The following is a 26,838-nucleotide window of genomic DNA, read 5'->3' on the forward strand; positions in this document are numbered from 1 at the left end:
GAATCTTTAGTATAACATATTTTGGAGTAATTTTTTTCGGACGGAGCGAATAGCATGTACTAGCGGAGTATGTAGAGGAGGAACAGAGCATGGAGAGGCAAGTATGGCATATCCTTTCAGGAGAGGAGATATGCAGAACACTGAATGTCAATCCGGAAAAAGGACTCGGCGAAAAGGAAGTTGAGCGCAGGCTTTCGCATTTTGGACAAAATGTTCTGGCGGAAAAGAAGGGGGTTAACCCGGTTTTCTTGTTTTTGGGCCAGTTCAAGGATTTTATGGTGATGGTGCTGATGGTGGCCACCCTGATTTCCGGGCTCCTGGGAGAGGTTGCGGATGCCATTACAATCCTGGCGATTATTTTTCTCAATGCCGTCCTGGGCTTTGTTCAGGAATACAAGGCCGAAAGGTCGATGGAATCCCTGAGGTCTTTGACAGCCCCGGAGGCTTTGGTTGTACGGGAGGGGTTGGACATCAGGATACCGGCAGCCGACCTTGTTCCTGGTGATATCCTTATCCTGGAAGCGGGAGACCGTTTGCCGGCAGATATCCGGTGGCTGAAGACGGCCAATATCAGGGTTGATGAGGCGGCCCTGACCGGAGAGTCCCAAGCCGTGAACAAGACAAGCCGGTCTCTGGAGGATGAGCTGACCCCGATGGCTGACCGCAGAAATATGGGCTATATGGGCACGGTCATTGTCAGCGGCCATGGGACAGGAGCGGTGGTCGCGACAGGGATGAAGACGGAGATGGGGGATATCGCGGGAATGATCCAAAATGTCAAGGATGAAGAAACCCCTCTCCAAAAAAGGCTCGACCAGCTGGGAAAATGGTTGGTTACGATCAGTCTGGCTGTTTGTATCATCGTGGTGATCACAGGAACTTTACAAGGGGAAAGTTTCAGCAAAATGTTTTTTGCCGGGGTTTCTCTGGCGGTTGCGGCGATTCCTGAAGGGTTGCCGGCTATTGTAACGGTTTCTCTGGCCTTGGGGGTGCAGAGGATGGTCAAACGCAAGGCCATCATCAGAAAGCTGCCTGCTGTGGAGACTTTGGGCTGTGCCACGATAATCTGTTCGGACAAGACAGGGACGCTCACCCAGAATCAGATGACTGTCCGGCAGGTTTATTGTGAAGGGAAGACGGTCACGGTTACGGGAAATGGCTATGATCCCAAAGGGGATTTTATCGGAGAGGCGGATTTTCGGGAGAAGAGTGTTTTCCATGCCTTGTTTCGGGGAGCTGTTTTATGCAATAACGCTTTCTTAAGCAGAAAAGGGATCAAGGTAGCCGGGATTTTCCGGGGCAGGAATAAGAGCACAGCCTGGGGGATAGAAGGAGATCCGACAGAAGGGGCTTTGCTTGTAGCGGGAGCGAAAGCGGGAATCTGGCGGGAAACGATTGAGCGCAAAGAAGAAAGAGTAGGGGAAATCCCTTTTGATTCGGAAAGAAAAATGATGTCGGTCATTTATAAGAATAAGGAAGGTCTGAAGGCTTATGTGAAGGGGGCGCCGGACAGTATTTTAAGGCTATGCACCGCTGAGCTCACCAGGGAAGGGGTGATTGAGCTCACCCCCCAGCGAATAAAGGAAATCATTAAGGCCAATGACGCCATGGCCGGACAGGCTTTGAGGGTCCTGGCCGTCGCCGAAAGAAAATTAACTGACCTTCAAGAGGAAAGTGTGGAAAAAGAGCTGGTTTTTGTCGGGCTTCTGGGCATGATTGACCCGCCGAGGCCAAGCGCGGTCAAGGCAATTAAAATCTGCCGCCAGGCCGGGATTAAACCGGTCATGATTACCGGGGACCATAAGCTTACGGCTCAGGCGGTAGCCAGGGAGCTTGGCATGATTAAAGGAAGAAACCAGAGGGTGGTGACAGGACAGGAATTGGACAAAATGAGTGAGGAGGAACTGGGCAGGATCATCCTGGATATCTCGGTGTTTGCCCGGGTCGCCCCCAAGGATAAGCTGCGGATCGTCACAGCGTTGAAGAAGAAAGGGGAAATTGTGGCCATGACCGGGGACGGGGTCAACGACGCTCCGGCGGTTAAGGAGGCCGATATCGGAGTCGCCATGGGGATAGCGGGAACGGATGTGACCAAGGAGGCCTCTTCGATGATTATCTCTGATGATAATTTTGCGGCGATTGTGGCCGCCGTTGAGGAGGGAAGGGGCATATACGACAATATCAGAAAGTTTATCCGTTATTTGTTGTCCTGTAATCTGGGTGAAGTCCTGACCATGTTTATCGGCACCCTGGTCGGGCTGCCGCTGCCTTTACTGCCGATTCAGATTTTATGGGTGAATCTGGTGACAGATGGACTGCCGGCAATGGCTCTGGGTGTGGACCGGGCGGAACCTGACATTATGCGGCGTCCTCCCCGCAGAACTGATGAGAGTGTTTTTGCCAGGGGGCTGGGCCGGAAAATCGTCATTAATGGGACAATGATTGGTTTTGGGACACTGTTTGTTTTTATTTTCGGACTTTGGAGCGGCTGCGGACTGCCGACCGCCAGAACGATGGCTTTCACCACTTTAGTGATGGCCCAGCTGTTTCAGGTTTTTGACTGCAAATCAGAGACCAAGGGGATTTTTGAAATCAATATCTTCTCCAATCTCTTTCTGATCGCCGCCGTCCTGATTTCTTCCCTTATGCAGCTGGCGGTGATCTATCTGCCGCTGATGCAGGAGATTTTCCAGACTACGGCCCTGAACTCCTGGCAATGGCTTATTGTTCTGTTGGCCGCAGGCGGCCCGACAATGGTCCTGGGGGTTTTGAGATTGGTCCGTAACGTCGTATACAGCCGGGAGCAGTATGTTTAATCTTGACCCTTGTTGTCCGGCATAGTATTCTGGAAAAAAGGGAGAAACGGAAGCACGGAACAGGAGGCTGAGAACATGGACTTCATCAAAATGCATGGCTTGGGAAACGATTTTGTTTGTCTGGACCGTTTCCTTGATCCCGCAGAAAACAATCCGGCAGAGACGGACTATTCTGAATTGGCCCAACGCCTCTGTCACAGACAGCTGGGGATCGGAGGCGACGGGCTGCTCCTTATTCTGCCGTCTGAGAAGGCTGACGCCCGGATGCGGATCTTTAATGCCGACGGTTCGGAGCCTGAAATGTGCGGAAACGGCATTCGTTGTTTTGCCCGCTATATTTATGAACAAGGCTACGTGCAAAAGGACCAATTAACTGTGGAGACGCTGGCCGGGATTAAACCTATCCGGCTTCAGATGAAAGACGGCCGGGTTTACGGTGTGACTGTGGATATGGGCAAGCCTCGTCTGAGCGCGAAAGAAATTCCGGTTAACGATCATTCTGACCGGGTTGTCAATAAGAGGTTGGAGGTCCTGGGTAAAGAAATAGGGATTACGGCCGTTTCCGTGGGGAACCCTCACTGTGTGCTGTTTTTGGATGATTTTGCCGAAACGGATGTGCTGGCAGTGGGTGCGGCACTGGAGAAACATCCCTTTTTTCCCGCCAAGACAAATGTAGAATTTGTCCGGGTGGACAGCGGGGAAGAAATCACGGTCAAGGTCTGGGAAAGGGGTGTCGGCCCTACCCTGGCCTGTGGGACGGGGGCATGCGCCTCGGTGGTCGCCGCGGTTTTGAACGGCAGAACCGGCCGCCGGCTCACGGTTCATTTGCCGGGAGGGGATTTGCAGATTGAATATGCCGAGGAGGGCCGGATTTTGATGACCGGACCGGCTCAGTATGTATTCCGGGGCCAATTGATCGATTAGATTGCTTTTCCATGAATGATCTGGCATGATAAAACGGAGAAATTTTTCTCCGTTTCTTCTTTGTTCTCTCGGATAGTCGTCTTATGGCTATTCGTTTGTCTTATTGAATGATTAGATAGGGAGGTCTGACTTATGCCTGAAAGCATGACCGGATTTGGCCGGGGCAAGTCCGAAGGAGCGGGCTACCGTTTTGAAGTGGAGATGAAAGCGGTAAATCACAGGTACCTGGAGATCGTGATCAGAAATCCTCGCAGTTTTAGTTTCGCGGAGGATCCCATCAAAAAAATCATCCGGGAAAAGGTGTCCCGCAGCAGAATAGAAGTATATGTTAATGTTAAGCAAACGGAAGAAAAATTGAGATTGGTTAAGGTTGACAAAGATTTAGCCCTGTCGTATGATAAGTCTCTAAAGGAATTGGCAGAGGTCCTTCAAGCTGAATATATCTCCGATATTTACCGTCTGGCTTCTTTGCCCGAGGTTTTAGCGACCGATGAAGAAGAGACGGATGGCAAGGCTGTCTGGCCTGTCCTGGAGGCTGCTGTGCGGGAGGCCCTGACAGAGTTGTTGGAGATGAGGAAAAGAGAAGGGGACAAGTTAGTCCGGGACCTGGTGGAGAAGACTGGCGGAATGCGCGGAATCGCGGCTGAGATCGCGGCCAGGGCGCCGCAGGTGGTGGAGGAATACCGGCAAAAATTAAAGGACAGAATAGCCGCCCTGCTGGGAGATGTGACAGTGGATGAAACAAGGCTGGCCACAGAAGTGGCCCTTTTTGCGGACCGGGCGTCCATAGAAGAGGAACTGGTCCGGCTGAACAGTCACTTTGACCAATTTGAACATGCGCTGAGGCTTGCTGAACCTGTCGGCAGAAAACTGGATTTCTTAATTCAGGAAATGAACAGGGAAATCAATACGATTGGCTCAAAGGCCAATGATTTTTTGATTTCACGGGCAGTGGTGAATGGAAAGAGCGAGCTGGAAAAGATCAGGGAACAGGTTCAAAATATAGAATAACAGGAGGCACGGATATGGACATTAAGTTGATCAATATCGGCTTTGGTAACATTGTATCGGCAAACAGGATTATTGCGATTGTCAGTCCGGAATCGGCGCCGATCAAAAGAATTATTCAGGAAGCCCGTGATGAAGGGCTGCTGATTGACGCGACATATGGGAGACGGACCCGTGCGGTTGTCATTTGTGACAGCCATCATGTGATCTTATCGGCGGTCCAGCCGGAAACCGTGGCGCACAGGCTGAATGTGAAGGAAGCCAGTGTCAGCACTGAAGACCCGGCTGATTAAGAATGGGCATGTTGAAGAATGATCAGGGTATCCTTCTTGTGGTTTCCGGGCCTGCCGGAGTGGGAAAGGGAACGCTTTGCCGGGAGCTGATGGCCCAGGCCGGGGATCTGGAATATTCGGTATCGGTGACCACCAGGGCCCCAAGACCCAAGGAACAGGAAGGCCGGGAATATTATTTCCGGAGCAGAGAAGAATTTGAACGAATGATTGAGGGCAGGGAGCTTTTGGAATGGGCCGAGTTTTGCGGCAATTATTATGGGACCCCCCTTTTTCATGTCCAAAAGGTCCTTGCCGAGGGAAGAACCATTCTTCTGGAAATAGATATTCAGGGAGCCAAGCAGGTTAAACAGGTTTTCCCTCAGGGAGTATTTATTTTTATTGCGCCGCCTTCGTTTGAAACTCTTTCGGAAAGACTCCACAAGCGGGGCACCGAACCGGAAGAAGTGATTCAAAAAAGGCTGAAGACTGCTGAAGGGGAATTAAGGCAGATTCAGGCATATGATTATATTGTGGAAAATGACCGGATTGATTTAGCTGTGGAAAAGTTACGAAGTATCATCATCGCTGAAGGATGCCGGGTGAAAAATAATCTTATTGTTTGAGGAGGAATATCAGGTGAAACAACCTTCACTGGACATTTTGATGACCAAGGTGGACAGTAAATACACTTTGGTTGTTACGGCGGCCAAACGGGCCCGTGTGGTAATGGATAAATTTGATGCTGAAGAGCTGGATGAAAATAAACCGGTCAGTGTGGCGCTGGCGGAAATTGCCGGAGGCAAAATCAGCTATGAGTTAGTCCGCGAGGGAACAAAATAATGCTCCGGGGTAAAAGGATTCTTTTAGGGGTCAGCGGGGGCATTGCGGTCTATAAGGCTGTGGATCTGGTCAGCAGGCTGAAGAAAGCCGGAGCGGAAGTCTTTGTGGTCATGACAAAATCCGCTGCGGAATTTGTGAGTCCGATAACTTTCCGCAGCCTTTCTCATCATCCGGTTTATCTGAATCTGTTTGAAGAGCCAAGGATTTGGGATGTCGAACATATCGGGCTGGCGGAAAATGTGGATGCCGCGGTAGTGGCTCCGGCGACAGCCAATATCATCGCCAAAATGGCGGCAGGCCTGGCTGATGATTACCTGTCCACGGTTCTTTTGGCTGTCACACAGCCTATTTTTGCCGCCCCGGCAATGAACCACAAGATGTATCATCACCCGGCAACCCAGAAAAACCTGGAGGTCCTTCAGAAACGCGGGGTTCGGATCATCGGCCCCGGTTCGGGATTCCAGGCCTGCGGGACTTCCGGTGACGGCAGGATGAGTGAACCGGCGGAGATTGTCTCTGAACTGGAAAGGTTCTTTGTCCGCAGTAATGGATTGGCAGGAAAGAAGGTTCTGGTGACGGCCGGGGGAACAAAGGAGCCTTTGGACCCGGTTCGCTATCTTGGCAACCATAGCTCCGGAAAGATGGGGTTCGCCTTGGCCCAAGCCTGTGCGGAGGCCGGTGCGGAGGTCGTTCTTGTACATACACAGGTTGAATTGCCGCTTCCTTTGGGCGTCCGCTCTGTTTTCGTGCGGACGGCCGGAGAAATGTATGAGGAAGTCACCGGGAGGTTCCCGGAGACGGATATTGTGATCAAAGCGGCGGCGGTTGCTGATTACCGTCCTCTGACCTGTTCCGAACAGAAAATCAAAAAAAGCGGCAGTCACTTAACTCTGGAGCTGGTGCCCAACCCGGATATCCTTGCGGAGCTCGGGCGGAAAAAGCAGCATCAGTTTTTGGTCGGGTTTGCGGCCGAAACTGAAAATGCCGTAGATAATGCGTTCAGCAAATTACAACGTAAAAATGCCGATCTGCTTGTGGTAAACGATGTGACGAAACCCGGTGCGGGGTTCGGAACAGAGACGAATATTGTCAGTCTGATTTTTCCTGACGGCAGCAGAGAAGATCTTCCCCGGATGAGCAAATTGGATATCGCCCGGGAGATCGTCAGGGTCATTGTTTCTCGTCAATCTTGAGAGAGGAAGGGGTAATAGAGATGAGTTCTAAACTGTTTACGTCCGAATCGGTGACAGAGGGGCATCCGGATAAAATCTGCGATCAGATTTCCGATGCCATTTTAGACGCGATCCTCAAAGAGGACAGGAAAGCCAGGGTGGCCTGTGAAACTGTAGTCAAGACAGGTCTGGTCCTGGTTTGCGGGGAGATCACCACAAATTGTTATGTCGATATCCCTAAAGTCGTAAGGGAGACCATCCGCGATATCGGTTATACAAGGGCCAAATATGGCTTTGATGCCGATACGTGTGCGGTTTTGACCTCTATCGGAGAGCAGTCTCAGGATATTGCCGTGGGTGTTGATCAGGCTCTGGAGATCCGGGACGCAAAAGATACCGACAGTGAAGAAGAGATGGGGGCCGGGGACCAGGGCATGATGTTCGGATATGCGACAAATGAAACGGAGTCCTTCATGCCCATGCCGGTGGATTTGGCCAATAAATTGGCCCTGAGGCTCACCGAAGTGCGCAAAACGGGTGTCCTGGATTATTTGAGGCCTGATGGAAAAACTCAGGTGACAGTTCGCTATGTCGATCATCAGCCGGTAAGTGTGGACACGATTGTGATTTCTACTCAGCATCATCCGGACATTGCTCAAGAGCAGCTGCGCAGGGACTTGTTGGAGCATGTCGTGTCTCCGGTTATCCCGCCCGGGATGCTGAGTGATCAGACCAAATATTTTATTAATCCTACAGGCAGGTTTGTGATCGGGGGCCCTCAGGGGGATTCCGGGCTTACAGGCCGCAAGATTATTGTGGATACTTATGGCGGTATGGCCAGACATGGCGGCGGCGCTTTTTCCGGCAAAGATCCGACTAAGGTGGACCGTTCCGCCAGTTATGCGGCCCGTCATGTAGCCAAAAATGTTGTTGCCGCCGGATTGGCGGACCGTTGTGAAATTCAGATTGCCTATGCGATCGGAGTAGCACAGCCGGTCTCGGTTTCGGTAGAAACTTTTGGTACGGCAAAGATCAGTGAGGAAAAGATCGCTGAGCTGGTCAAGACCAGCTTTGATCTTCGCCCGTCCGGGATTATCAGGGAGCTTGACCTGCGCAGGCCAATTTACAGGCAGGTCGCCGCTTATGGGCATTTTGGCCGCAATGATCTTGACCTCCCGTGGGAACGTTTGGATAAAGCGGAAATCCTTCGTCAGCAGGCAGGACTATAGTAAGGCAGTATGGAGGAGAACAGGATGTCGAACGAGGAATTGCTGGCAGGACTGCGCAAAACGGTTGAGCAGGTGTTAAAAGCGCCTTACTATAAAAAGAAGCTGGCCGGGGTAGGGATTGATTATCCTGATGATATTCAAACACTGGATGATTTCAGAAAGATTCCGTTAACAGAAAAGGAAGATTTGCGTCAGAATTATCCTTTTGGCCTTTTGGCCGAGCCGATGGATAAGATTATCCGGATTCACGCGTCTTCCGGGACGACAGGAAAACCGACTGTCGTCGGTTATACCAAAGAAGATATCAAGCTTTGGGCCCGGATGGTCGCCAATGGATTAAGACGGGTCGGAGTCACGTCCAGCGATATTGTGCAGATTGCCTATGGTTATGGTCTGTTCACAGGCGGGATGGGCCTCCATTATGGCTGTGAAGAATTAGGGACGATTACCATCCCGATTTCCGGGGGAAATACGCAGCGTCAGCTGATGATTATGCGGGATTTCGGGGCAACGGTGTTATGCTGCACACCTTCTTACGCCTTAAACCTGGCGGAGAATCTCAAGGAAGCCGGTATTGCCAAAGATGAACTTAAGCTGAGGATCGGCGTCTTCGGCGCTGAGCCCTGGACTGACGGCATGAGGGCGGAAATCGAAGAGAGACTGGGGATCAGGGCTGTCGATATTTACGGTCTTAGTGAGATCATGGGGCCGGGCGTTTCGATGGAGTGTCTCAAATGCCGGGGGCTGCACATCGATGAGCATTTTTATCCGGAAGTCCTTGATGAAAACGGCAATCCCGTACCTGAAGGGAGCAAGGGGGAGCTGGTGATCACCAGCCTGAATAAGCAGGGGTTCCCAACACTAAGGTACAGGACAAAGGATATTTCCAGCATCAGATATGGCGACTGTGTCTGCGGGCACAGAGGCTGGACCATGGACCGGGTATCGGCAAGAGTGGATGATATGCTGATCATCAGAGGGGTGAATGTATTTCCAAGCCAGATCGAGGAAGCTATTCTGGCGGTCGGCGGCATTGAGCCTTTGTATCTGATCATGGTCGACAAGGAAGGAAACCTGGATACGATAGAGGTCCTGGTGGAAGTGAGCATTGACAGCTTTGATGATGAGATCCGGGAATTGGAAGATTTGCAGCTGAGACTGCAAAAGAAGATTGAGGACATCATCGGAATTTCCGTTAAGGTCAGGCTTGTCGAACCGAAGAGTATTCCGCGCAGCGAAGGCAAAGCCCAGCGCGTCATCGACAGGCGGAAGGAAAAAGGCGGAGCATAAGGAAAAATAAAGGGGGATAAGACATGCTTCAACTCTCAATATTTTTGGAAAATGCCAAAGGACGCCTGGCTCAGGTTTTGAATACCTTGTCCGAATTGGGTGTGAATATTAAAGCGTTGTCCCTGGCCGATACCAAGGATTATGGCGTCCTTCGAATTATTGTTGATCACCCCGAAAAGGTAGCGGCCCAATTGAAGGAACGCAACTTTGTGGTGAAGCTGACACCGGTCTGGGTTTTGGAGGTGTCCGACCAGCCGGGCGGCCTGGCTCAGGTCTTGAATAAGCTGGTTGATGAAGGTGTTATTGTGGAATACATGTATGCTTTTCTGGAAAAAGAGACCGGGCTTGTGCAGGTCGTGATGAGAGTTCGCGAGGAAGAGATCATGATTAAGGCTGTTGAGAAATACGGTTTTTCTAAAATGTGATGAAACGTCTCCAAAAAGAAATTGGGGAACAGTCCCGGACCACACTGGTTTATGCCAGAATGGTCCGGGATTTTTTAGTGAAGCAGAAAGTGGGAAGGATGTTAAACCAAGTGTTTTTGATAAAAGAGATAAAGGTGGCCAATGTCGATAAATGGAGAGTGATTTTTCATTGAGGAAATGGAGAGTGACCTTCCAGGCCTGACGGAAATATACTAGTGAGGAATAGCAAAAAGGATGAAAGGAGGAAGACAGGTTGTTCAGTTACCAAAGAAGGCTCTTTTTTCCTGTCGCCATTGAAAGAAAAGATCCCGATGCGGCAAATATCCTGCGGGAGAGTTATGGGGGGAAGTTCGGGGAATTATCCACCGCAATACAGTATCTCAATCATAAATCAAAGATGACCAATAACTACATCCGAGACTTAATGGGCATGATTGCTGCCGAAGAGCTGGGACATCTGGAGTTATTGGAAAATGTGATTTATAAACTAAGCGGAGAACACCCGGACTATCTTGACCGTCAAAAGACTGGCTGGGAAATGAACCATGTGATTCAGACGGGAAGCGAGGTGGAAATGCTGGAACATAATGAGGAGTCTGAGTTTTACGCCAAAAAGGAATACATGAACAGTATTGATTTGATTCAGGACCCCGCTGTACATAAAATTCTGTTTTTTCTGGTGAACAGGGAAGAGGTTCATCAAAGACTGATCAGGAAAGCTAAGCTTCTCTTGCTGCAGGGCGGGAGCAATGAAAAGTTTTCGGCATTAATTCATGAGTATAAAATGAGCATCAGAATTATTGAATAGCGGACAACCAAAAGCAAAGGAGGCTTGTCATGAGGCTTTTGATGTCGAAAGCAAGTTACAGAAACCTTGTCATCGGAGTTGATACCCTTGTTCCTTTACATAATGGTCAGCAGGTGACGGCAATCAATTTTGATAATGCGGCGACAACACCTCCTTTAGTAAGGGTCATGGAGGAGATCAACGCTTTTGCCCCTTATTATTCCTCAATACACCGGGGGGCCGGGTATAAATCGGCGCTGTCCTCTGAAAAGTTTGAAGAGGCCCGCCAAACGGTGCTGGATTTTGTCGGCGCCGACAGCCGCAAGGATACTGCGATCTTTGTCAAGAATGCGACTGAAGCAATTAATAAACTGGCTTTTCGGCTATGCTCCGGTTCTGATGAACAAAAGAGCAGGTTTTCCCCTGAAAAAAAGGGGGTTGTGCTGTCCACAAGCATGGAGCATCACTCCAATGATCTGCCCTGGCGGGGGAGGTTTGCGCTGGATTATGTGGAAATTGATCAATGGGGGAGGCTCCACTTAAGTGATTTAGAAAATAAGCTGCAGAAATACGCGGGCCGGGTAAAGCTGGTGACCGTATCGGGAGCCTCAAATGTCACCGGCTATGTGAATCCTGTACACAGAATAGCGGAGACGGCGCATAAATACGGGGCAAAAATCATGGTAGACGGCTCCCAGTTGATCCCGCACCTGCCGTTTGACATGCGGGAACACGGGTCTAAAAGGCATATAGACTACCTGGTCTTCTCCGCTCATAAAATGTACGCCCCATTTGGGACAGGGGTCCTGATCGGCCCCAAGGATACATTTGTTCCCGGGGACCCCGATATTACGGGAGGGGGAACGGTACAGGTCGTCACTCATGAGGATGTGATATGGAATCCCCCTCCGGCCAAGGAAGAGGCCGGAACACCAAATCTGATGGGAGTAGTGGCTTTGGACGCGGCAATAAAAACCCTCCGGGGGATCGGAATGGACAATATCGGCAGGCATGAAAAGGATTTGGCGGACTATTTGCTCAAAGGGATGAAAAGTATTCCCCATCTCGATATCTATGTTCGGGAGACAGGAGATGAACGGCTTGGGATCATTCCTTTCAATGTAAGAGGAATATTTCATGAAACAATGGCCGGAGTTATGGCCGGTGAAGCGGGGATAGCCATCCGCAACGGCTGCTTTTGCGCCCATCCTTATATCCATAGGCTGCTCAAAGTGCCGAACATGGATATCGTCAGAATGATCAACAGTCCGGGAGAACAGAAACCGGGGATGGTCAGGGTAAGCTTTGGCTTATATAACGAACGGAGAGAAGTGGATGTTCTCTTGTCCCTCCTGGAAAAGGTCAGCCGGAACAGAAGGATGTATTTGCGGAAGTACAGCTGATCAAGATAGAGCCGGAGACATCAACAGGATTCTTATAAGACTCTCCCATTGCCGAACGTCCAAGATGGATTTCTTACAATAATCTTACATAACGATAAGATGAAGATAACCTAAAAACACCGACAAGTTTTTTATTTTTAAACGATAGAAGGGTAAACAAATCCAATAACAACCCGAATAGATATAAGTAAAAAAAGAATACATTTAAAGAACTCAGCAAGAGGGCGGATTGGATTGTTGAGTTCTATTTTTGTCCGTGAATAGTGAACAACGCAGGGAGTATTTGGAGAAGAAAAATTTAGTCTGCTGAGTATAAACACCTGTTCAATAACCGAAACTAATTTCATGGAAATAGTCTGATTTAGAGATTATGCAGAAAACCAATTGGTTAGGCGGTGTTGAAATGGAAGAAAATGTGACAGGTCAGGTCAAAGAACAAGGACAGGCCGGAGAGAGAAAAAAATTGAGTCTCCTTCTTTTCAGCGGTGAATATGATAAGGCCCTGGCAGCCTTGATCCTCGCCAACTCAGCAAAAGAAATGGATATTGAGGTAAGTATTTTTTTTACTTTTTGGGGACTTTGCTTGATCCGCGATCCTCAGAAAATGCACATGGAAGATAAGAATACTTATGAAAAAATGTTTGGATTAATGGCCCCTGCCGGTCCTGAAGACCTGCCCTTATCCAACATGAATATGGCTGGTATGGGGAAAGCCATGCTCAAGCAGATGATGAAGGATAATGAGGCTCCGGTCTTGGGGGATTTTTTAAAGGGTGCCCAAAACAAGGGCATTAACTTCTACGCCTGCAAGTTGGCTATGGAGGTCATGGGACTGCAATTAGATGAGATGCTGCCCGATGTGAAGATCCTGACAGCTCAGGAATATCTGCGGGATGCGATGGAATCGGATGTCCAGCTTTTTATTTAAGACGGATTGACACCTATGATAAAATTGAATTACAATAATAATCCAGTATTGCTTAAAAACAAGATAAAGGAAGAATGAAAATGGAAAACGGTAAATTTCTGAAATTTGAAGAAAAATTACTGGACAATTTATGTAATATTGCGCAAAAACGGAATTATATCAAGCAGGATCTTTATAGTAAATATGACGTAAAAAGAGGGCTGAGGGATCAGGACGGGAGAGGGGTTCTGGTCGGACTGACGGAAATCGGGGATGTTCATTCCTATATTTTAGATGAAAATGAGATGGTTCCCGTACCAGGCAGGCTGCGGTACCGCGGTTATGATGTCAATGATCTCGTGCGCGGGTTTATGACCGACAAAAGATTCGGCTTTGAAGAAATTACTTATTTGCTGCTCTTCGGAGGTCTTCCGACAAAAGGAGAACTGGAGGAGTTCGTTTCCCTTTTGGCCAACTACCAAAGGCTACCTGAAGAGTTTGCCCGGGATATGATCCTGAAGGCCCCCAGCAAGGACATCATGAATGGGCTGGCCAGAAGTGTCCTGGCTTTGTATTCTTATGACGACAATCCTGAGGATACCTCAATTAGAAATGTCCTGCAGCAATGCCTGAAGCTGATTGCTCTATTTCCTTCAATCGTTGTCTATTGTTTCCAGGCGTTTTCCCATTATCATGGAAATAAAAGTCTTTATATTCACAGCCCCAATCCCCAGCTTTCCTTAGCGGAAAATATTCTTTATATGCTTAGGCCGGATATGCAGTACACTCCATTGGAAGCTGATCTTCTTGATTTGGCTTTGGTTTTGCATGCCGAGCATGGCGGTGGAAATAACTCTTCTTTTGTAACCCATGTTGTTACATCCACCGGAACGGATACCTATTCCGTAATCGCATCTGCTCTGGGCTCTTTAAAAGGCCCCAGACATGGGGGAGCAAATATTAAGGTCATCCAAATGATTGAAGATATTAAAGCAAATGTGGGAAATTGGGAGGATGATGAAGAGCTGACAAATTACCTCTCGAAGATTCTTTCCAAGGATACTTTTGATAAATCAGGGCTGATTTATGGAGTCGGACACGCCATTTACTCGATTTCCGATCCGCGGGCACTGATTCTTAAGGATTATGCAGGCAAGCTGGCCAGTGAAAAAGGACTTTCCAAGGAATATAACCTTTATGCGAGTATAGAGAGATTGGCGCCTCCGCTGGTCATCGCGAAAAACAATTTGGGCAGCAAGGTAGTCTGTGCCAATGTCGATTTTTATTCCGGTTTTGTTTATAAAATGCTGAATATTCCGGTGGAAATGTTTACTCCGATCTTTGCCATCGCGAGAATTTCCGGCTGGGGCGCGCACCGGATCGAAGAAATTGTCAACTCAGGCAAGATCATCAGACCGGCCTATAAGAGTGTAGCGCCTCGTCAGCAGTATATTCCGATCAATCAGCGGAATTGTGCAAAATAAGCTTTAATCATCTGATCAACCTAAATAGTCCTTAATAGGTTGTCGACAATCTGTTGACAATCTATTAAGGATTTCATTAGTTTAATGATTATTTTGTTGAAAAAAGTGATAGATTGTCTTTATATGTTCTGATATAATAAAATTGTTTATTTATAATATACAATTTTATTATTTCTTTCTGCTTCTTTTATCAAGGGATGAAAGAGAACAACAGTTAAATTTCTGGATTATTTAGGTCTTATATACTAAAAGGATTTTATGGCGCTTGCACGAAGAGAATTTTTGACAAAAAAGTGAGAATGTAATCATGAATATATTTAAAGAACTGGATAAAAGTCTTGCTATGCTGGATGAATTGAGAATTTTGGCCCAGGCTGAGCATATCATATACAGACAAAAAGGGGAAAGCCATACGGCAGACAGGTTTAAGCAGCTTGAAGAGAAGCTGCTGGAAGCGATACGGATATTGAGCCAGGAATAAGGAGAATATTCAAAAGAATCATTGTAGAGAACATGACATAGGAATACAGGACTGGAGCATAAGATTCCATAGGGAAGGATATCTTCCTGAAACTGAAAAGAATACCATCTGGACAGATGATGATTAAGAAAAAAACATGATATGTATGGGTATCATGTTTTTTAGGCAGAAACAAATAGGCAATATATGATTTTTCGCAGCAGCAGGAAAATCATATGTTGCCTTTATTTTATTCTTTAACTGGAAGGATGAGAGGCATATTTGAGAAGGATTTAAAATAAAAACCAATTTTTCTGATATGGCTGAATGACAGAAGAAGGAAAATAGATAATCTTGTCGAAACATTAACCCTACATAGCACTAAAACGGGATGAAAACCAAAAGTCAAAAGATATAGTTTGTGAAGAAAATATTTGATTACTGAGATGCGTATTTTCAAAACCGTTGATCTGAATCACCTCAAAATTATTCAATTTATATAGATTAAGGATGTCTGTAGTGCAAGTTTATATCATCACGGCAGTAATATGCAGCGTGCTTTTCCTGATTTGTTCATATTATATTTCTCACCGTTTAAAATTATCAGCTAAGGTTGTTATCACTTGTGATCTATTCATGTGTCTGGGGACTGTCCTGTTCCCGGTGTTTTTAATTAAGAATTTTGTTTGGCTTTGGGTTTTCGCGGTGATCAGTTATCTTGTGATCTTAAGTATGATCATTTATAAATACTATGGACAGAAGCAAACTGAAGCAATAGGGATAAGTCCACTTGACTTTGAAGATTTGACAAAAATGTTTGAGGAGAGAGAGTCGGCCGTACTCCCGGAAATAATGGCAGAGGAAATCAGGAAAGAGATAGAGGAACTCGGAGGGGAAACCGGGGAATCTGAGGAAGAGATCAAAGAGCTCGGAGGGGAAAAAGAGGAATCTGAGGAAGAGATCGAAGAGCATGGAGAAGAAACCGGGGAATCTGAGGAAGAGATCGAAGAGCTTGGAGAGGAAACCAAGGAATCTGAGGAAGAGATCGAAGAGCTCGGAGAGGAAACCGAGGAATCTGAGGAAGAGATAGAGGAACTCGGAGGGGAAACCGAGGAGTCCGAGGAAGAGACAGAAGAGCTCGGAGAGGAAACCGAGGAATCTGAGGAAGAGATCGAAGAGCTTGGGGAGGAAACCGAGGAGTCCGAGGAAGAGATCGAAGAGCTTGGGGAGGAAACCGGGGAATCTGAGGAAGAGATCGAAGAGCTTGGAGAGGAAACCGGGGAGTCCGAGGAAGAGATAGAAGAACTCGGAGAGGAAACCGGGGAGTCTGAGGAAGAGATAGAGGAACTCGGAGAAGAGGAAACTGAGGAGCCCGAGGAAGAGACAGAAGAGCTCGGAGAGGAAACTGAGGAGCCCGAGGAAGAGACAGAAGAGCTCGGAGAGGAAACCGGGGAGTCCGAGGAAGAGATCGAAGAGCTTGGAGAGGAAACCGGGGAGTCCGAGGAAGAGATAGAGGAACTCGGGGGGGAAACCGAGGAGTCCGAGGAAGAGATCGAAGAGCTTGGAGAGGAAACCGGGGAGTCTGAGGAAGAGATAGAAGAGCTTGGAGAGGAAACCGAGGAATCCGAGGAAGAGATAGAGGAGCTCGGAGGGGAAACCGGGGAGTCTGAGGAAGAGATAGAAGAGCTTGGAGAGGAAACCGAGGAATCCGAGGAAGAGATAGAGGAGCTCGGAGGGGAAACCGAGGAGTCCGAGGAAGAGATCGAGGAGCTTGGAGAGAAAACCGAGGAATCTGAGGAAGAGATCGAGGAGCTTGGAGAGAAAACCGAGGAATCTGAGGAAGAGACAGAAGAGTTCGGAGGGGAAACCGAGGAATCTGGGGAAGAGATAGAAGAGCTTGGAGAGGAAACCGAGGAATCTGAGGAAGAGATCGAAGAGCTTGGGGAGGAAACCGGGGAATCCAAGGAAGAGACAGAAGAGCTTGGAGAGGAAACCGAGGAGTCCGAGGAAGAGACGGAGGATGTCAAGGAACAAAGCACGAAGCCAGTGAATGTCGAGGATCTGATCGATTCAGGTTTTGCGGCTAAATCCAGAGGATCATTCCATGAAGCGGCAGAGCTGTTTGTTCAGGCTTTGGACTTAAGGCCTGCCCCGGATCTGGCCTATTATTTGATTATTGATGCCTATGACATGTGTGTGGCTGCGGGTGATCCCAATAGGATAATCAGGAGATTGAATCAATATTGTTTAGAATACAAAGATACCTTGCCCTCCGGCATGAAGGAAAACTTTGAAAAGTGGTTAAAAAAACCTTGAGTTTTTATAAAATAATATTATGAATACGATGTATATGATCAAACAAAGGAGGATTTTTGTTTTGAAATCGATTAAGGAAATTATAGGGTTGAAAATCATTAGTATTGCGGAAGGCACTCAGGTAGGTACAGTGAAAGACCTGGTTTTAAATCCGGCAGGCGGATTATTGGACTTTTTTATTATTGATAAACAGACCGATTCTATAGGAGCGCGCACAAAAGCGATTGCTTTTAAGGATATTCAAGGGTTGGGGGAATTTGCCATAACGATACCTGATCAAAAGGTGATTCAAAATATTATTTCTAACAGTCAAGTACTGGAATTGATCGATCAGAATGTAAAGGTGATCGGAGCTAAGGTCCTGACGATAAAAGGAACGATTATCGGTGAGGTGACTGAAATCTATTTTGATGAAGAAACCGGAAAGATCAATAAATGTGTTTATGAAGATAAGACCAAAGAACAGAAAGAGATTAATGCTGAGTCAATTGTTACGTACGGAGAAAATTTGCTGATTGTGAACGACGGATCAAGGCAAAATAAGTCTTTCGGGCAGGAAGCCGTCATTGAAGACAAATTGCCGCCCCAAATTCAGGCGCAGGAAGTGCAGGAGGTTCAGGAAGTGCAGGAAGAGCAGGAAATACCAGCTCCTCCGGGTATCACCGAAGCCGCAGCAACCAGCGACAGCGCCGAGAATAGTCCTAATGATGGGTTTAACCTGTTTGAACAGCGCCAGCTTCAGTATTTTGTCGGGAAAAAGGTCGTCAGAAATATCAAGCTTGATAATGGGGATATCCTGCCTATCGGTCAGATCATTACAAGCGATACAATAGGAAAAATAAAGACAAGAGCAACGTTGATGGAGGTTACTTCACATTTAGAAAAGGGATAATATAATTTATGCAAAAAAGGTATTTGCTGATCTTACTGTTTTTAGTTTTACAGATGACGATCACAGTCGGAATAGGCATTGCAACAGCTTATGCCTTTGATCATGAGCAAGCTCCTTATGGCGTCAGGGTCGGGCAGTTGAATCTGGAGGGCTATAGTAAGGATGAGGCCTGGGAGCAAATAGAAGCAATCATGCCGCAAGAAGTTGTTTATAACGGACAGGTGTACAAGCTATCCATAGTGGATTCAAGGGAAAATGCGAAGAGCTGGCTGGAAAAACAATACCGCTTTGAAGGATCTGTATGGCTGGAAAAGGTCGCTGAATATGTGAAAAAGCACACGGGAGAAAAAATCCTTCCTGATGTATTGTTGGGGGAAGAGATCATCCCGCAATTGGAAATGATTAAGAAAGAGATTGACCGGCCTGCTTTTCCCGCGCAGTTTATTGACGAGGGAGAACAGTCGGTCATCAAGCCGGAAGAAACAGGTTATGGACTTGATGTGGAAGGCTCATGGCAAAAGCTGAGAGCAAGTTATACCAACCGGCCGGTTTCTTTGGTTGTCGAGCCGCTCAATGTGCGTCCGACGAAACAGGAATTGGCATCAGTAAATGAAATCCTGGGTGATTTCACCACATTTTTTAATCCCGGTGATCTGAATAGAGCAAATAATTTGCGTTTAGCCGCTAATGCGCTGAACAATACATTGGTGGCACCCGGAGAAGAATTCTCCTTTAACCGGGTTGTGGGGGAACGAACTGAGGTAGCCGGTTATAAGAAGGCATATATCTATGTGAATAAGACAGTGCTGCTGGGTGACGGAGGGGGGATATGCCAGGATTCAAGTACTTTGTATCAGGCGGTCCTCCGGGCTAATTTGCCGATATTGGAAAGGCATACTCATACATTAGCGGTAAATTATGTGCCGACAGGGGAAGATGCGACAGTCGCCTATGGATTGCTGGATTTCCGTTTTAAAAACGATACAAGGGGCTATTTATTAATTAAGGCCAGGACCGGAGATAACTGGTTAAGAACGCAGCTCATCGGTTTGGCCGATTCCAATCATCCCGTGCAGGAATTTCCGGAAGGCTATCCGGCATCTTTGGCCAAATGGGAAAAATAACCGCCTGAACGGCCGGAGATTTTGCGCCGGAGATCGGATAAAAGCAGACTAAATATGGGGATGCCCCAAAAGCAAAAAAAGCTTTCCGGGCATCCTTTTCTGTGCGGTAGTGTCAGCTCCCGCAGATACGATATTTTTTACCTTAGATCAGACAAGGTGCTGACGATACCGGCTTCATCATAGACCTTGGCGTCCGAGATTTCCGTTTCTGTATCTATGACAAAAAGAAACGAATTTTTCTGGGTAAAATTTTCTCTTAAAACGGTGTTGTCTTGGAATGAAATTTCAATTCCTTTCAGATTAACATCAATTACCTGATCAGAGCTGGCAACCCACTTTGTATCCTTGTAATCCCCATAGACAATTGTTTTCCCGTCCAGAGTTACCTCGTACAATGAAAAACAGGGACTCATAACTGAGTCACCACTTGACACAAAAACAGCTTCTCCCTCGTCAATAATAAATAAATCTATTGGAAGATGTCCATCGCCTCTGTATTTCTCTGCAAGCACATATGTACGATGATCTTTTTCGTATACATTCAGGATATGCAATTGGCCCTTATTGTTTTTATCGTTTGTCGTGTAATAATTTTCTATAACGGCCTGGATATCTTGTGGAGAGGAGGAACAACCTGAACAAATCAACGGAAATAACAGGATAAAGATCAATTTTCCGATACGACCAGTTTTCATCGATAAACAACTCCTAAAAAATATTCACATTAATGATATCATGCAGTTCGGAAAATTCCATAAGATCACATGGCTTTGCTGTTAAAAAACACATAAGTAAACAAACAAGGGCAGGCATAAAAATGCGACAATCTCCATTTGTAAAAAAAATTCTGCCGATACAGACTTGACAGATCTTTCATACTTTAATAGATTAAAGTATGAAAGATATCTTTATTCTCAAGGAGGAAAGGACTGTGAGTCTGGACGAACGATTAAAGGACGGGCTTAATGATGCCTTGTTCGATGCGATTCTCCTTCTTCAAACCAAGGATGAGTGTTACAGGTTTTTTCATGACTTGGCGACAGTGGCCGAAATCCGGGCTCTCGCCCAGCGGCTGGAGGTAGCCAAGATGCTGCAGGAAAATGTGACTTATTCCAGAATCGCTGAGGTTACCGGAGCCAGCTCGGCCACAATCAGCAGGGTAAAAAGGTATCTGACTCTGGGAGCGGACGGTTATACCATGATTCTGGAAAGGCTGGGCGAGAAAGAAAAGAGCTCCGGAAAGACCGGACAGGAAAGAAAAGAGTAAGGATTGTGGAGAATTGAATACCGAAAAAATAGAACAAAATGAGATCAAGGACAAAAAGGAGTGTTCAGCATGGAGCGTTCAGCTTTGGGATTGAAGATACCGGAAGGGATGAGAGACAGGCTTCCCGAAGAGCTGGCTCTTTTAGAGGAATTGGAACTGAAGGGGATTGGCTTGCTGAAAAGCTGGTCATACAGAAAGGTGTTAACACCGGCCCTCGAATATAAGGCCTGTGTCGAGCCGGACCCCAATCAGCAGGATGATCTTTTTAAATTTTTTAATCAGGACGGGCAGATTATCGCTTTAAGGCCGGAATTTACAACTCCGATTGCCCGGATGCTGACAACCGGAAAAACGGAAGCTTTGCTTCCTCTGCGTCTCTGTTACAGCGGGGATGTTTTCAGGAATGATCCTTCACGCTACCGGGAATTCCGGCAGATCGGGGTGGAACTGGTCGGTTCCGGGGTTGACCTTGCGGATGCGGAGGTCATTGCACTTGCGATGGAGCTGATGAAGGCTCTGCAAGCCGGCGGGTTTCAGCTCAATCTCGGACATATGGGGATTTTCACCGGCCTGGTCGAGGAGTTTCAGATCGAGGATGAGCTGAGACTGGAGCTTGAGGATGGGATCGGACGCAAGGACATGGTCAAACTGGAGAAGACGGTTTCTCAGAGCAGCCTGCCTGATCTGTGCAAACAATTTATGTTATCCATGCCGCACTTAACCGGCAGAGAAGATGTTTTGGAAAAGCTGGAGGGCTGGTGCGCAATCCCGACAATCCGGAGAGCGGTGGAAACTTTGCGGACCATTTTTGTTTTTCTGCAGGAATTTGGGGTGCGCAATTCCGTCCAGCTTGATCTTGGTATTCTGAGAGGGTTTTCTTATTACACGGGGACAATTTTTGAAGGCTATATCCCGGGGATGGGGGTTCCGGTTTTGGAGGGGGGGCGCTATGACCGCCTGTACGCCGATTTTGGCCGTAATTTGCCGGCGACCGGTTTTGCCGTAAATCTGGATATGATTGCCGAACAGATTGAAGAATTTGAACTGGACAGTGTGGATGTCCTCGTTTTCGGACAGTCTCCAAGTGATGTGATCAAACGGACCCGTGAATTGCGCAAGGGCGGCAAAAAAGTGGAGATGGCCCTGGATTTTATCAGTGAACAGGATGCCTTAAGGGTGGCTTCCCAAAAAGGGATAGTTGATGTGGAGAATGTCAGTAAATTTCGGAAACGCGGTTAGAAATTGAAAGAAAAAGACGATGAACATAAGAAAGCAAGGGGGGCGGGAGATGAGTGAGAAGATCGCCGTACTGACCGGAGGGGGAGATTGCCCGGGTCTGAACGCTGTGATCCGGGCGGTAGTCCGGTCCGCGCATCACAAGGGCCTGGCTGTGGTCGGGGTCAGGGATGGCTTTAAAGGAGCAGTGGAGGGGGATTTTTTTCCGCTCGGGCTGAAAGATGTATCCGGTCTTTTGCCGCGCGGGGGAACGATTCTTGGCACGACCAACCGGGACAATCCATTTTCTTATTTCATAGAGGAAAACGGTAAAAAGGTCCAGAAAGACTGCTCCGGCCAGATTCTGAAAAATTTCTCCGACCGGGGGATCGACAGTCTGATCGCGATCGGGGGCGATGGCAGCTTAGCGATCGCCTCCCAGCTGACGGAACAGGGACTCCGGGTCATCGGGGTTCCCAAAACCATCGACAATGATCTTCGGGCAACGGATTTAACCTTTGGTTTTCAGACAGCGGTGGAGACGGCCCGGGACGCTTTGGACAAGCTGCATACAACGGCGGAATCCCACCACAGGGTCATGATCCTGGAGGTCATGGGACGCTATGCGGGATGGATCGCCCTTTACGCCGGAATAGCGGGCGGGGCGGACATTATTCTGCTTCCTGAAATCCCTTATGATTTGGCAAGGGTGGTGCAGGCTATACAAGACCGGGTGGCAAACCATAAAAAATTCAGTATTATTGTCGCTGCTGAAGGGGCGAGGTCACAAACCGGGGAAATGGTTATTGAACGCAGGCAGGAAGACCGCCCGGACCCGATCAGGCTGGGCGGTATCGGAGCTAAAGTCGCGGGCGATCTGGAATCTCTGATTGACCTGGAGACAAGAGTGACTGTACTGGGCCACCTGCAGAGGGGAGGTTCTCCCAATGCGTTTGACCGAATCCTGGCTACCCGTTATGGTGCGGCTGCGGTGCAGGCGGTGCTGGAGAAAAAGTTCAATACCATGGTGGCCTTAAAAGGGCAGGAGATCACAACTGTTCCTTTAAAAGAGGCGATCAGGGAGCTGAAGCGGGTGGACGCGGACAATCAGGTTCTCCTGGCAGCCCGGCAAATCGGGATCAAATTCGGGGACTGACGGAGAATTGGGATACAGGAGTATTTACAAAGGTGAATACTCCTGTTATACTTCAAAGTAGTTTAACGCTTTAATGTAGTAAAGTATCAATGAGGATTGAAGATCAGATCGAAAAGTCTGCTTCGATTCGGATTTTCGTTCAGAGAAAAAAGATTTTTATTGAGAGAAAAAAGAAGAAGAGAGGAGCTCCCGCCTGTGGCTCAAAATGATTTAACCATAGCCCTTCCGAAGGGCAAACTGCTGGTTGATTCCCTGAACCTGCTCCAGAAAGCCGGATTGCGCTGCGAACATGTCGGCGAGGATTCCCGGCAATTGACCTTTGACCTGCCCGAGGACGGGGCCAGGATCATCATCTGCCGTCCGACCGATATTCCCACCTATGTGGAATATGGCGCGGCGGATATCGGTTTTGTGGGGAAGGATACTCTGCTTGAACAAAATTGTGATGTGGCTGAGCTTCTTGATTTGAAATTTGGATTTTGCCGTTTTATGGTGGCGATGCCGGAAGAGTCTCTTCCGCCGAGGCTGGCGGACGGCAGCTACGATTTGAGCGGGCTGAACCATAAAAGGGTAGCCACCAAATTTCCGCGTGTCGCGCAAATGTTCTTCAGTGAAAAAGGGATGCAGGTGACACCGATCAAGCTGCACGGCAATATTGAGCTGGCTCCGAGAGTAGGCCTGGCGGAGATGATCATGGATATTGTCTCCACCGGCACGACCCTGAGACTGAACAGGCTGATTGAGGTCGCCCCAATCATGGAAGCAACCACCAGACTGATTGCCAACAGGGTTTCTTACCGGATGAACTATGAACGGATCCAGGGACTATGCACAAAGATCAGGGACTTGCTTGAAGATCTCGGCGATCCGGCCGCCGGAGGGGAGAAGGAGCAATGAAAACTATTTTAGAATACGAAAAGATTGATGTGAGAAGCCTGACTCAAAAATCTTATGGTGACGATCAGAAGCTGGAAGGCACGGTAGCCGGTATTCTCAGTGAAGTCAAACGGGATGGGGACAAGGCTCTCGCTGAGCTGACCCTGAAATTTGACGGCGTCGATCTTGCTCAATCAGGTCTCAGGGTAAAGCAAACGGAGATCGATGAGGCCTATACTCTGGTTTCGGAGGACTATATTGCCGCTGTTCGCCGGGCCCGGGACAATGTGCGGGCTTATCACGAAAAACAAAAACGCAATTCCTGGTTTTCCACGGCGGAGGACGGCAGTATTTTAGGTCAGATGATCCGGCCCCTGCAGAGAGTGGGCATTTATGTTCCGGGGGGGACGGCGGCCTATCCTTCTTCCGTTTTGATGAATGCTGTTCCGGCCGTGGTGGCCGGAGTGGAAGAGATTGTGATGGTTTCTCCCCCCCTGAAAAATGGCGGGCTCCTGCCGGAGGTCCTGGTAGCGGCAGCCGAATGCGGGGTGGCGGAGATCTATAAAATAGGGGGAGCTCAGGCAGTGGCCGCCCTGGCTTTCGGAACGCAGTCTGTGGCCAAGGTGGACAAAATTACCGGTCCGGGCAATATCTTTGTCACCTTAGCCAAAAAACAGGTTTACGGCCAGGTGGATATTGACATGCTGGCCGGACCGAGTGAGATTGTTATTCTGGCCGATGGCGGCGCTTCGCCGCGGGAGCTGGCGGCCGATCTTCTTTCACAGGCCGAGCATGACCGGCTGGCTTCGGCCATCCTGATCTCCCCGGACAGAAGCCTGTTGGAAGAAACTTCGCTGGAAGTGGAAAAGCAGCTGGGCCTTCTGCCGCGCCAGGAGATGGCCCGGGCTTCCTGGGAGGGATATGGGGCCTTGATTTCAGCGCCTGATCTGGAGAAGGGGATGGAGCTGGTGAATCTGATTGCGCCGGAACACTTTGAGCTCTGTGTGGAGGAGCCGTTTGCCTGGCTGGGCAGGGTAAAAAACGCCGGGGCCGTATTCTTAGGCAGATACACTCCCGAGCCTGTGGGGGATTATTTTGCGGGACCCAATCATGTTTTGCCCACGGGCGGTACGGCCCGCTTTTATTCGGTGCTGGATGTGGATGCTTTTGTCAAGAAAATCAGTGTGGTGAACTATTCGGAACAGGCCCTGAGGCGTGATGCCGAACAAATCATGCTCCTGGCCAGAAGGGAAGGGCTGGAGGCGCACGCCCGGGCAATCGAGGTGAGGGTAAAATGATGGAAAGGTTTTTACGCCCGGAAATCGCCGCCTTAAGGCCTTATGAATCGGTGGTTGTACCTGGGAATGTGAAGATGGATGCCAATGAGAACCCTTTTCCCTGGCCCCGGGGCATGAAGGAGGAGCTGCTGGCAGAGGTTGTGGAGTGGAACAGATATCCGGACGGGACAGCGGCGGAGCTGCGGGAACGGATCGCCGCCTATGCCGGGACGGAGAGGGAGAATATCTTGGTGGGCAATGGTTCGGACGAGCTGATTCAGATTTTGCTGCATACGTTTGCCGGACCGGGAAAGACCATGCTGATTCATCCTCCGACATTCAGTATGTATGCCGCCGCAGCGCGGATCACCGGGACAAGGGTGGCGGAAGTCCCCCTTTTGGGAGGAAGCCGGCTGGACCTGCCGCAAATGCTGAAAGCCTGTGCCGCAGACAGCAGCATAAAGCTCATTATTGTCTGCAATCCCAATAATCCCACAGGCGCCCAGTTCGCCAGGGAGGATGTCCTGGAACTGCTGAAGGAAACGGATGCGCTGGTGCTTGTGGATGAAGCATATGCCGAGTTTTCCGGTGAAAGTATGCTGCCGCTCATTGATACCTATCCCAAGCTCCTGGTTATGCGCACTTTTTCCAAGGCTTTCGGCATGGCGGCTTTAAGACTGGGCTACCTGGCGGCCAATCAGGAGCTGACCGGCTATTTGAACAGGGTGCGCCAGCCTTTTAATGTCAATTCTTTTTCCCAAAAGGCGGGGATCATTGCCCTCAAGTATCTTGATGAATATCAGGACCAGGTTGAAATCATCAAAAATGAGGTCAAACTGCTGTATAATGGGTTAAGGGAAATACCCCGGTTTTCGGTGTTGCCGACCAGGGCCAATTTTGTTCTTGTTCAGACTGAGGAGGCTCCGGTTATCGTGGGAAAGCTGGGTCAGGCCGGCTATTCGGTCCGCAATCTCGGCCGGTTGCCCGGACTGGGAGCCTGTTTTCGTTTAAGTCCGGCTTTGCCGCAGGAAAATGAACAGTTTTTGCGAACGATAAAACAATTGACCGGAACGAACCTTTGAGGGGGATGAAAAATGCGCAGCGGAAAAATTGAAAGAAAGACACTGGAGACAGAAGTAAACGTTGAGTTGGACCTGGATGGTCAGGGCAAGACTTCTCTGAACACAGGAATCGGTTTTTTTGATCATATGCTGGATTCTTTCTGCCGGTTTGCCCGCTTTGATTTGAACCTTTGGGTGCAAGGGGATTTGCGGGTTGACCAGCACCACACGGTTGAGGATTGCGGGATTGTCATGGGACAGGCTTTTGTCCGGGCCATAGGAGACAGAAAAGGAATCGAAAGGGTCGGGGACTGCTTATTTCCGATGGATGAAGCTTTGGTCCAGGCCGCGGTGGATATTTCCAACAGGGGATTTTTGGCCTGGCAGGTTGATCTGGCAGATGGAATGGTTGGTGATTTCCCAGTGGAAGTGGCCGAGGAATTTTTCCGGGCTTTTGCCGTCAATGCCGGATTGACAGTACATATCCGCCTGCTGGCCGGGAAAAACAGGCATCATGTACTGGAAGCGGTTTTTAAGGCTTTTGGCCGCGCTTTGGGCCTGGCCGCGGGAAAAAACCGTTTTGATCAGGATGTGCCGTCAACAAAAGGGGTTCTATGAAATGCAGGCAGACTCGGGA

Annotated in this window: 26 protein-coding genes; 25 read left to right on the forward strand and 1 reads right to left on the reverse strand. The window is 48.6% G+C overall.

Annotated elements, in window-relative coordinates:
• The first annotated feature begins 89 nt into the window (after positions 1 to 89).
• The 18 genes from SGLY_RS03530 to SGLY_RS03610 all read left to right on the forward strand — a co-directional run bounded on the left by SGLY_RS03530 (position 90) and on the right by SGLY_RS03610 (position 19,349).
• Complete coding sequence (locus SGLY_RS03530) at positions 90 to 2,816, forward strand: calcium-transporting P-type ATPase, PMR1-type (RefSeq protein WP_013623921.1); 2,727 nt, start codon at positions 90 to 92, stop codon at positions 2,814 to 2,816.
• Between the two features lie 75 nt (positions 2,817 to 2,891).
• Entirely contained in the window at positions 2,892 to 3,740 is an 849-nt protein-coding gene (gene dapF / locus SGLY_RS03535) for a diaminopimelate epimerase (protein ID WP_013623922.1), read from the forward strand.
• A gap of 132 nt (positions 3,741 to 3,872) precedes the next feature.
• Entirely contained in the window at positions 3,873 to 4,751 is an 879-nt protein-coding gene (locus SGLY_RS03540; RefSeq protein ID WP_013623923.1) for a YicC/YloC family endoribonuclease, read from the forward strand.
• Between the two features lie 14 nt (positions 4,752 to 4,765).
• Positions 4,766 to 5,041, forward strand: coding sequence for an extracellular matrix/biofilm regulator RemA (gene remA / locus SGLY_RS03545; protein ID WP_013623924.1), 276 nt, complete (start codon positions 4,766 to 4,768; stop codon positions 5,039 to 5,041).
• 2 nt (positions 5,042 to 5,043) lie between these two features.
• Entirely contained in the window at positions 5,044 to 5,643 is a 600-nt protein-coding gene (gene gmk, locus SGLY_RS03550; RefSeq protein ID WP_013623925.1) for a guanylate kinase, read from the forward strand.
• A gap of 13 nt (positions 5,644 to 5,656) precedes the next feature.
• Positions 5,657 to 5,860, forward strand: coding sequence for a DNA-directed RNA polymerase subunit omega (gene rpoZ, locus SGLY_RS03555; RefSeq protein ID WP_013623926.1), 204 nt, complete (start codon positions 5,657 to 5,659; stop codon positions 5,858 to 5,860).
• Positions 5,860 to 7,053 (forward strand): bifunctional phosphopantothenoylcysteine decarboxylase/phosphopantothenate--cysteine ligase CoaBC, encoded by a 1,194-nt coding sequence (gene coaBC, locus SGLY_RS03560; RefSeq protein WP_013623927.1) that lies wholly within the window; start codon positions 5,860 to 5,862, stop codon positions 7,051 to 7,053. Before rpoZ ends, coaBC begins: the two co-directional genes overlap by 1 nt.
• A gap of 20 nt (positions 7,054 to 7,073) precedes the next feature.
• Positions 7,074 to 8,261, forward strand: a complete 1,188-nt coding sequence (gene metK, locus SGLY_RS03565; protein WP_041444582.1) for a methionine adenosyltransferase — start codon at positions 7,074 to 7,076, stop codon at positions 8,259 to 8,261.
• Between the two features lie 24 nt (positions 8,262 to 8,285).
• Complete coding sequence (locus SGLY_RS03570) at positions 8,286 to 9,551, forward strand: phenylacetate--CoA ligase family protein (RefSeq protein ID WP_013623929.1); 1,266 nt, start codon at positions 8,286 to 8,288, stop codon at positions 9,549 to 9,551.
• Positions 9,552 to 9,574: 23 nt separating this feature from the next.
• Entirely contained in the window at positions 9,575 to 9,976 is a 402-nt protein-coding gene (locus SGLY_RS03575; protein ID WP_013623930.1) for an ACT domain-containing protein, read from the forward strand.
• A gap of 253 nt (positions 9,977 to 10,229) precedes the next feature.
• Positions 10,230 to 10,784, forward strand: a complete 555-nt coding sequence (locus SGLY_RS03580; protein WP_013623932.1) for a manganese catalase family protein — start codon at positions 10,230 to 10,232, stop codon at positions 10,782 to 10,784.
• A 29-nt stretch (positions 10,785 to 10,813) separates the two neighbouring features.
• Complete coding sequence (locus SGLY_RS03585) at positions 10,814 to 12,166, forward strand: aminotransferase class V-fold PLP-dependent enzyme (protein WP_013623933.1); 1,353 nt, start codon at positions 10,814 to 10,816, stop codon at positions 12,164 to 12,166.
• 403 nt (positions 12,167 to 12,569) lie between these two features.
• On the forward strand, positions 12,570 to 13,094 hold the full coding sequence (locus tag SGLY_RS03590; protein WP_013623934.1) for a DsrE/DsrF/DrsH-like family protein: 525 nt from the start codon (positions 12,570 to 12,572) through the stop codon (positions 13,092 to 13,094).
• An 80-nt stretch (positions 13,095 to 13,174) separates the two neighbouring features.
• On the forward strand, positions 13,175 to 14,557 hold the full coding sequence (locus SGLY_RS03595) for a citrate/2-methylcitrate synthase (RefSeq protein ID WP_013623935.1): 1,383 nt from the start codon (positions 13,175 to 13,177) through the stop codon (positions 14,555 to 14,557).
• Between the two features lie 307 nt (positions 14,558 to 14,864).
• Positions 14,865 to 15,038: an oxoprolinase family protein gene (locus SGLY_RS17365; protein WP_013623936.1), complete on the forward strand. Its 174-nt coding sequence runs from the start codon at positions 14,865 to 14,867 to the stop codon at positions 15,036 to 15,038.
• A 498-nt stretch (positions 15,039 to 15,536) separates the two neighbouring features.
• On the forward strand, positions 15,537 to 17,333 hold the full coding sequence (locus tag SGLY_RS16950; RefSeq protein WP_052298594.1) for a hypothetical protein: 1,797 nt from the start codon (positions 15,537 to 15,539) through the stop codon (positions 17,331 to 17,333).
• Positions 17,334 to 17,394: 61 nt separating this feature from the next.
• Positions 17,395 to 18,225: a PRC-barrel domain-containing protein gene (locus SGLY_RS03605; protein WP_013623937.1), complete on the forward strand. Its 831-nt coding sequence runs from the start codon at positions 17,395 to 17,397 to the stop codon at positions 18,223 to 18,225.
• Positions 18,226 to 18,233: 8 nt separating this feature from the next.
• Complete coding sequence (locus SGLY_RS03610; RefSeq protein ID WP_013623938.1) at positions 18,234 to 19,349, forward strand: VanW family protein; 1,116 nt, start codon at positions 18,234 to 18,236, stop codon at positions 19,347 to 19,349.
• A gap of 137 nt (positions 19,350 to 19,486) precedes the next feature.
• On the opposite strand, the gene SGLY_RS03615 is transcribed toward SGLY_RS03610, so the two are convergent.
• On the reverse strand, positions 19,487 to 20,044 hold the full coding sequence (locus tag SGLY_RS03615; protein WP_013623939.1) for a hypothetical protein: 558 nt from the start codon (positions 20,042 to 20,044) through the stop codon (positions 19,487 to 19,489).
• A gap of 200 nt (positions 20,045 to 20,244) precedes the next feature.
• Between SGLY_RS03615 and SGLY_RS03620 the strand changes: the two genes are divergently transcribed.
• The 7 genes from SGLY_RS03620 to hisB all read left to right on the forward strand — a co-directional run bounded on the left by SGLY_RS03620 (position 20,245) and on the right by hisB (position 26,819).
• The gene (locus SGLY_RS03620; RefSeq protein WP_052298595.1) at positions 20,245 to 20,616 is read left to right on the forward strand and encodes a YerC/YecD family TrpR-related protein; all 372 of its coding nucleotides are present in this window, start codon (positions 20,245 to 20,247) and stop codon (positions 20,614 to 20,616) included.
• A 69-nt stretch (positions 20,617 to 20,685) separates the two neighbouring features.
• On the forward strand, positions 20,686 to 21,855 hold the full coding sequence (hisZ, locus tag SGLY_RS03625) for an ATP phosphoribosyltransferase regulatory subunit (protein WP_013623941.1): 1,170 nt from the start codon (positions 20,686 to 20,688) through the stop codon (positions 21,853 to 21,855).
• Between the two features lie 49 nt (positions 21,856 to 21,904).
• Positions 21,905 to 22,987 (forward strand): 6-phosphofructokinase, encoded by a 1,083-nt coding sequence (locus SGLY_RS03630; RefSeq protein ID WP_013623942.1) that lies wholly within the window; start codon positions 21,905 to 21,907, stop codon positions 22,985 to 22,987.
• Positions 22,988 to 23,182: 195 nt separating this feature from the next.
• Complete coding sequence (gene hisG / locus SGLY_RS03635) at positions 23,183 to 23,884, forward strand: ATP phosphoribosyltransferase (RefSeq protein ID WP_013623943.1); 702 nt, start codon at positions 23,183 to 23,185, stop codon at positions 23,882 to 23,884.
• The gene (hisD, locus tag SGLY_RS03640) at positions 23,881 to 25,161 is read left to right on the forward strand and encodes a histidinol dehydrogenase (RefSeq protein WP_013623944.1); all 1,281 of its coding nucleotides are present in this window, start codon (positions 23,881 to 23,883) and stop codon (positions 25,159 to 25,161) included. Before hisG ends, hisD begins: the two co-directional genes overlap by 4 nt.
• Positions 25,158 to 26,222 (forward strand): histidinol-phosphate transaminase, encoded by a 1,065-nt coding sequence (gene hisC, locus SGLY_RS03645; protein WP_013623945.1) that lies wholly within the window; start codon positions 25,158 to 25,160, stop codon positions 26,220 to 26,222. The genes hisD and hisC overlap by 4 nt, the downstream gene beginning before the upstream one ends.
• Positions 26,223 to 26,234: 12 nt before the next feature.
• Complete coding sequence (gene hisB, locus SGLY_RS03650; RefSeq protein WP_013623946.1) at positions 26,235 to 26,819, forward strand: imidazoleglycerol-phosphate dehydratase HisB; 585 nt, start codon at positions 26,235 to 26,237, stop codon at positions 26,817 to 26,819.
• Positions 26,820 to 26,838 lie beyond the last annotated feature (19 nt).

Source organism: Syntrophobotulus glycolicus DSM 8271 (genome assembly GCF_000190635.1).
Lineage (GTDB): Bacteria > Bacillota > Desulfitobacteriia > Desulfitobacteriales > Syntrophobotulaceae > Syntrophobotulus > Syntrophobotulus glycolicus.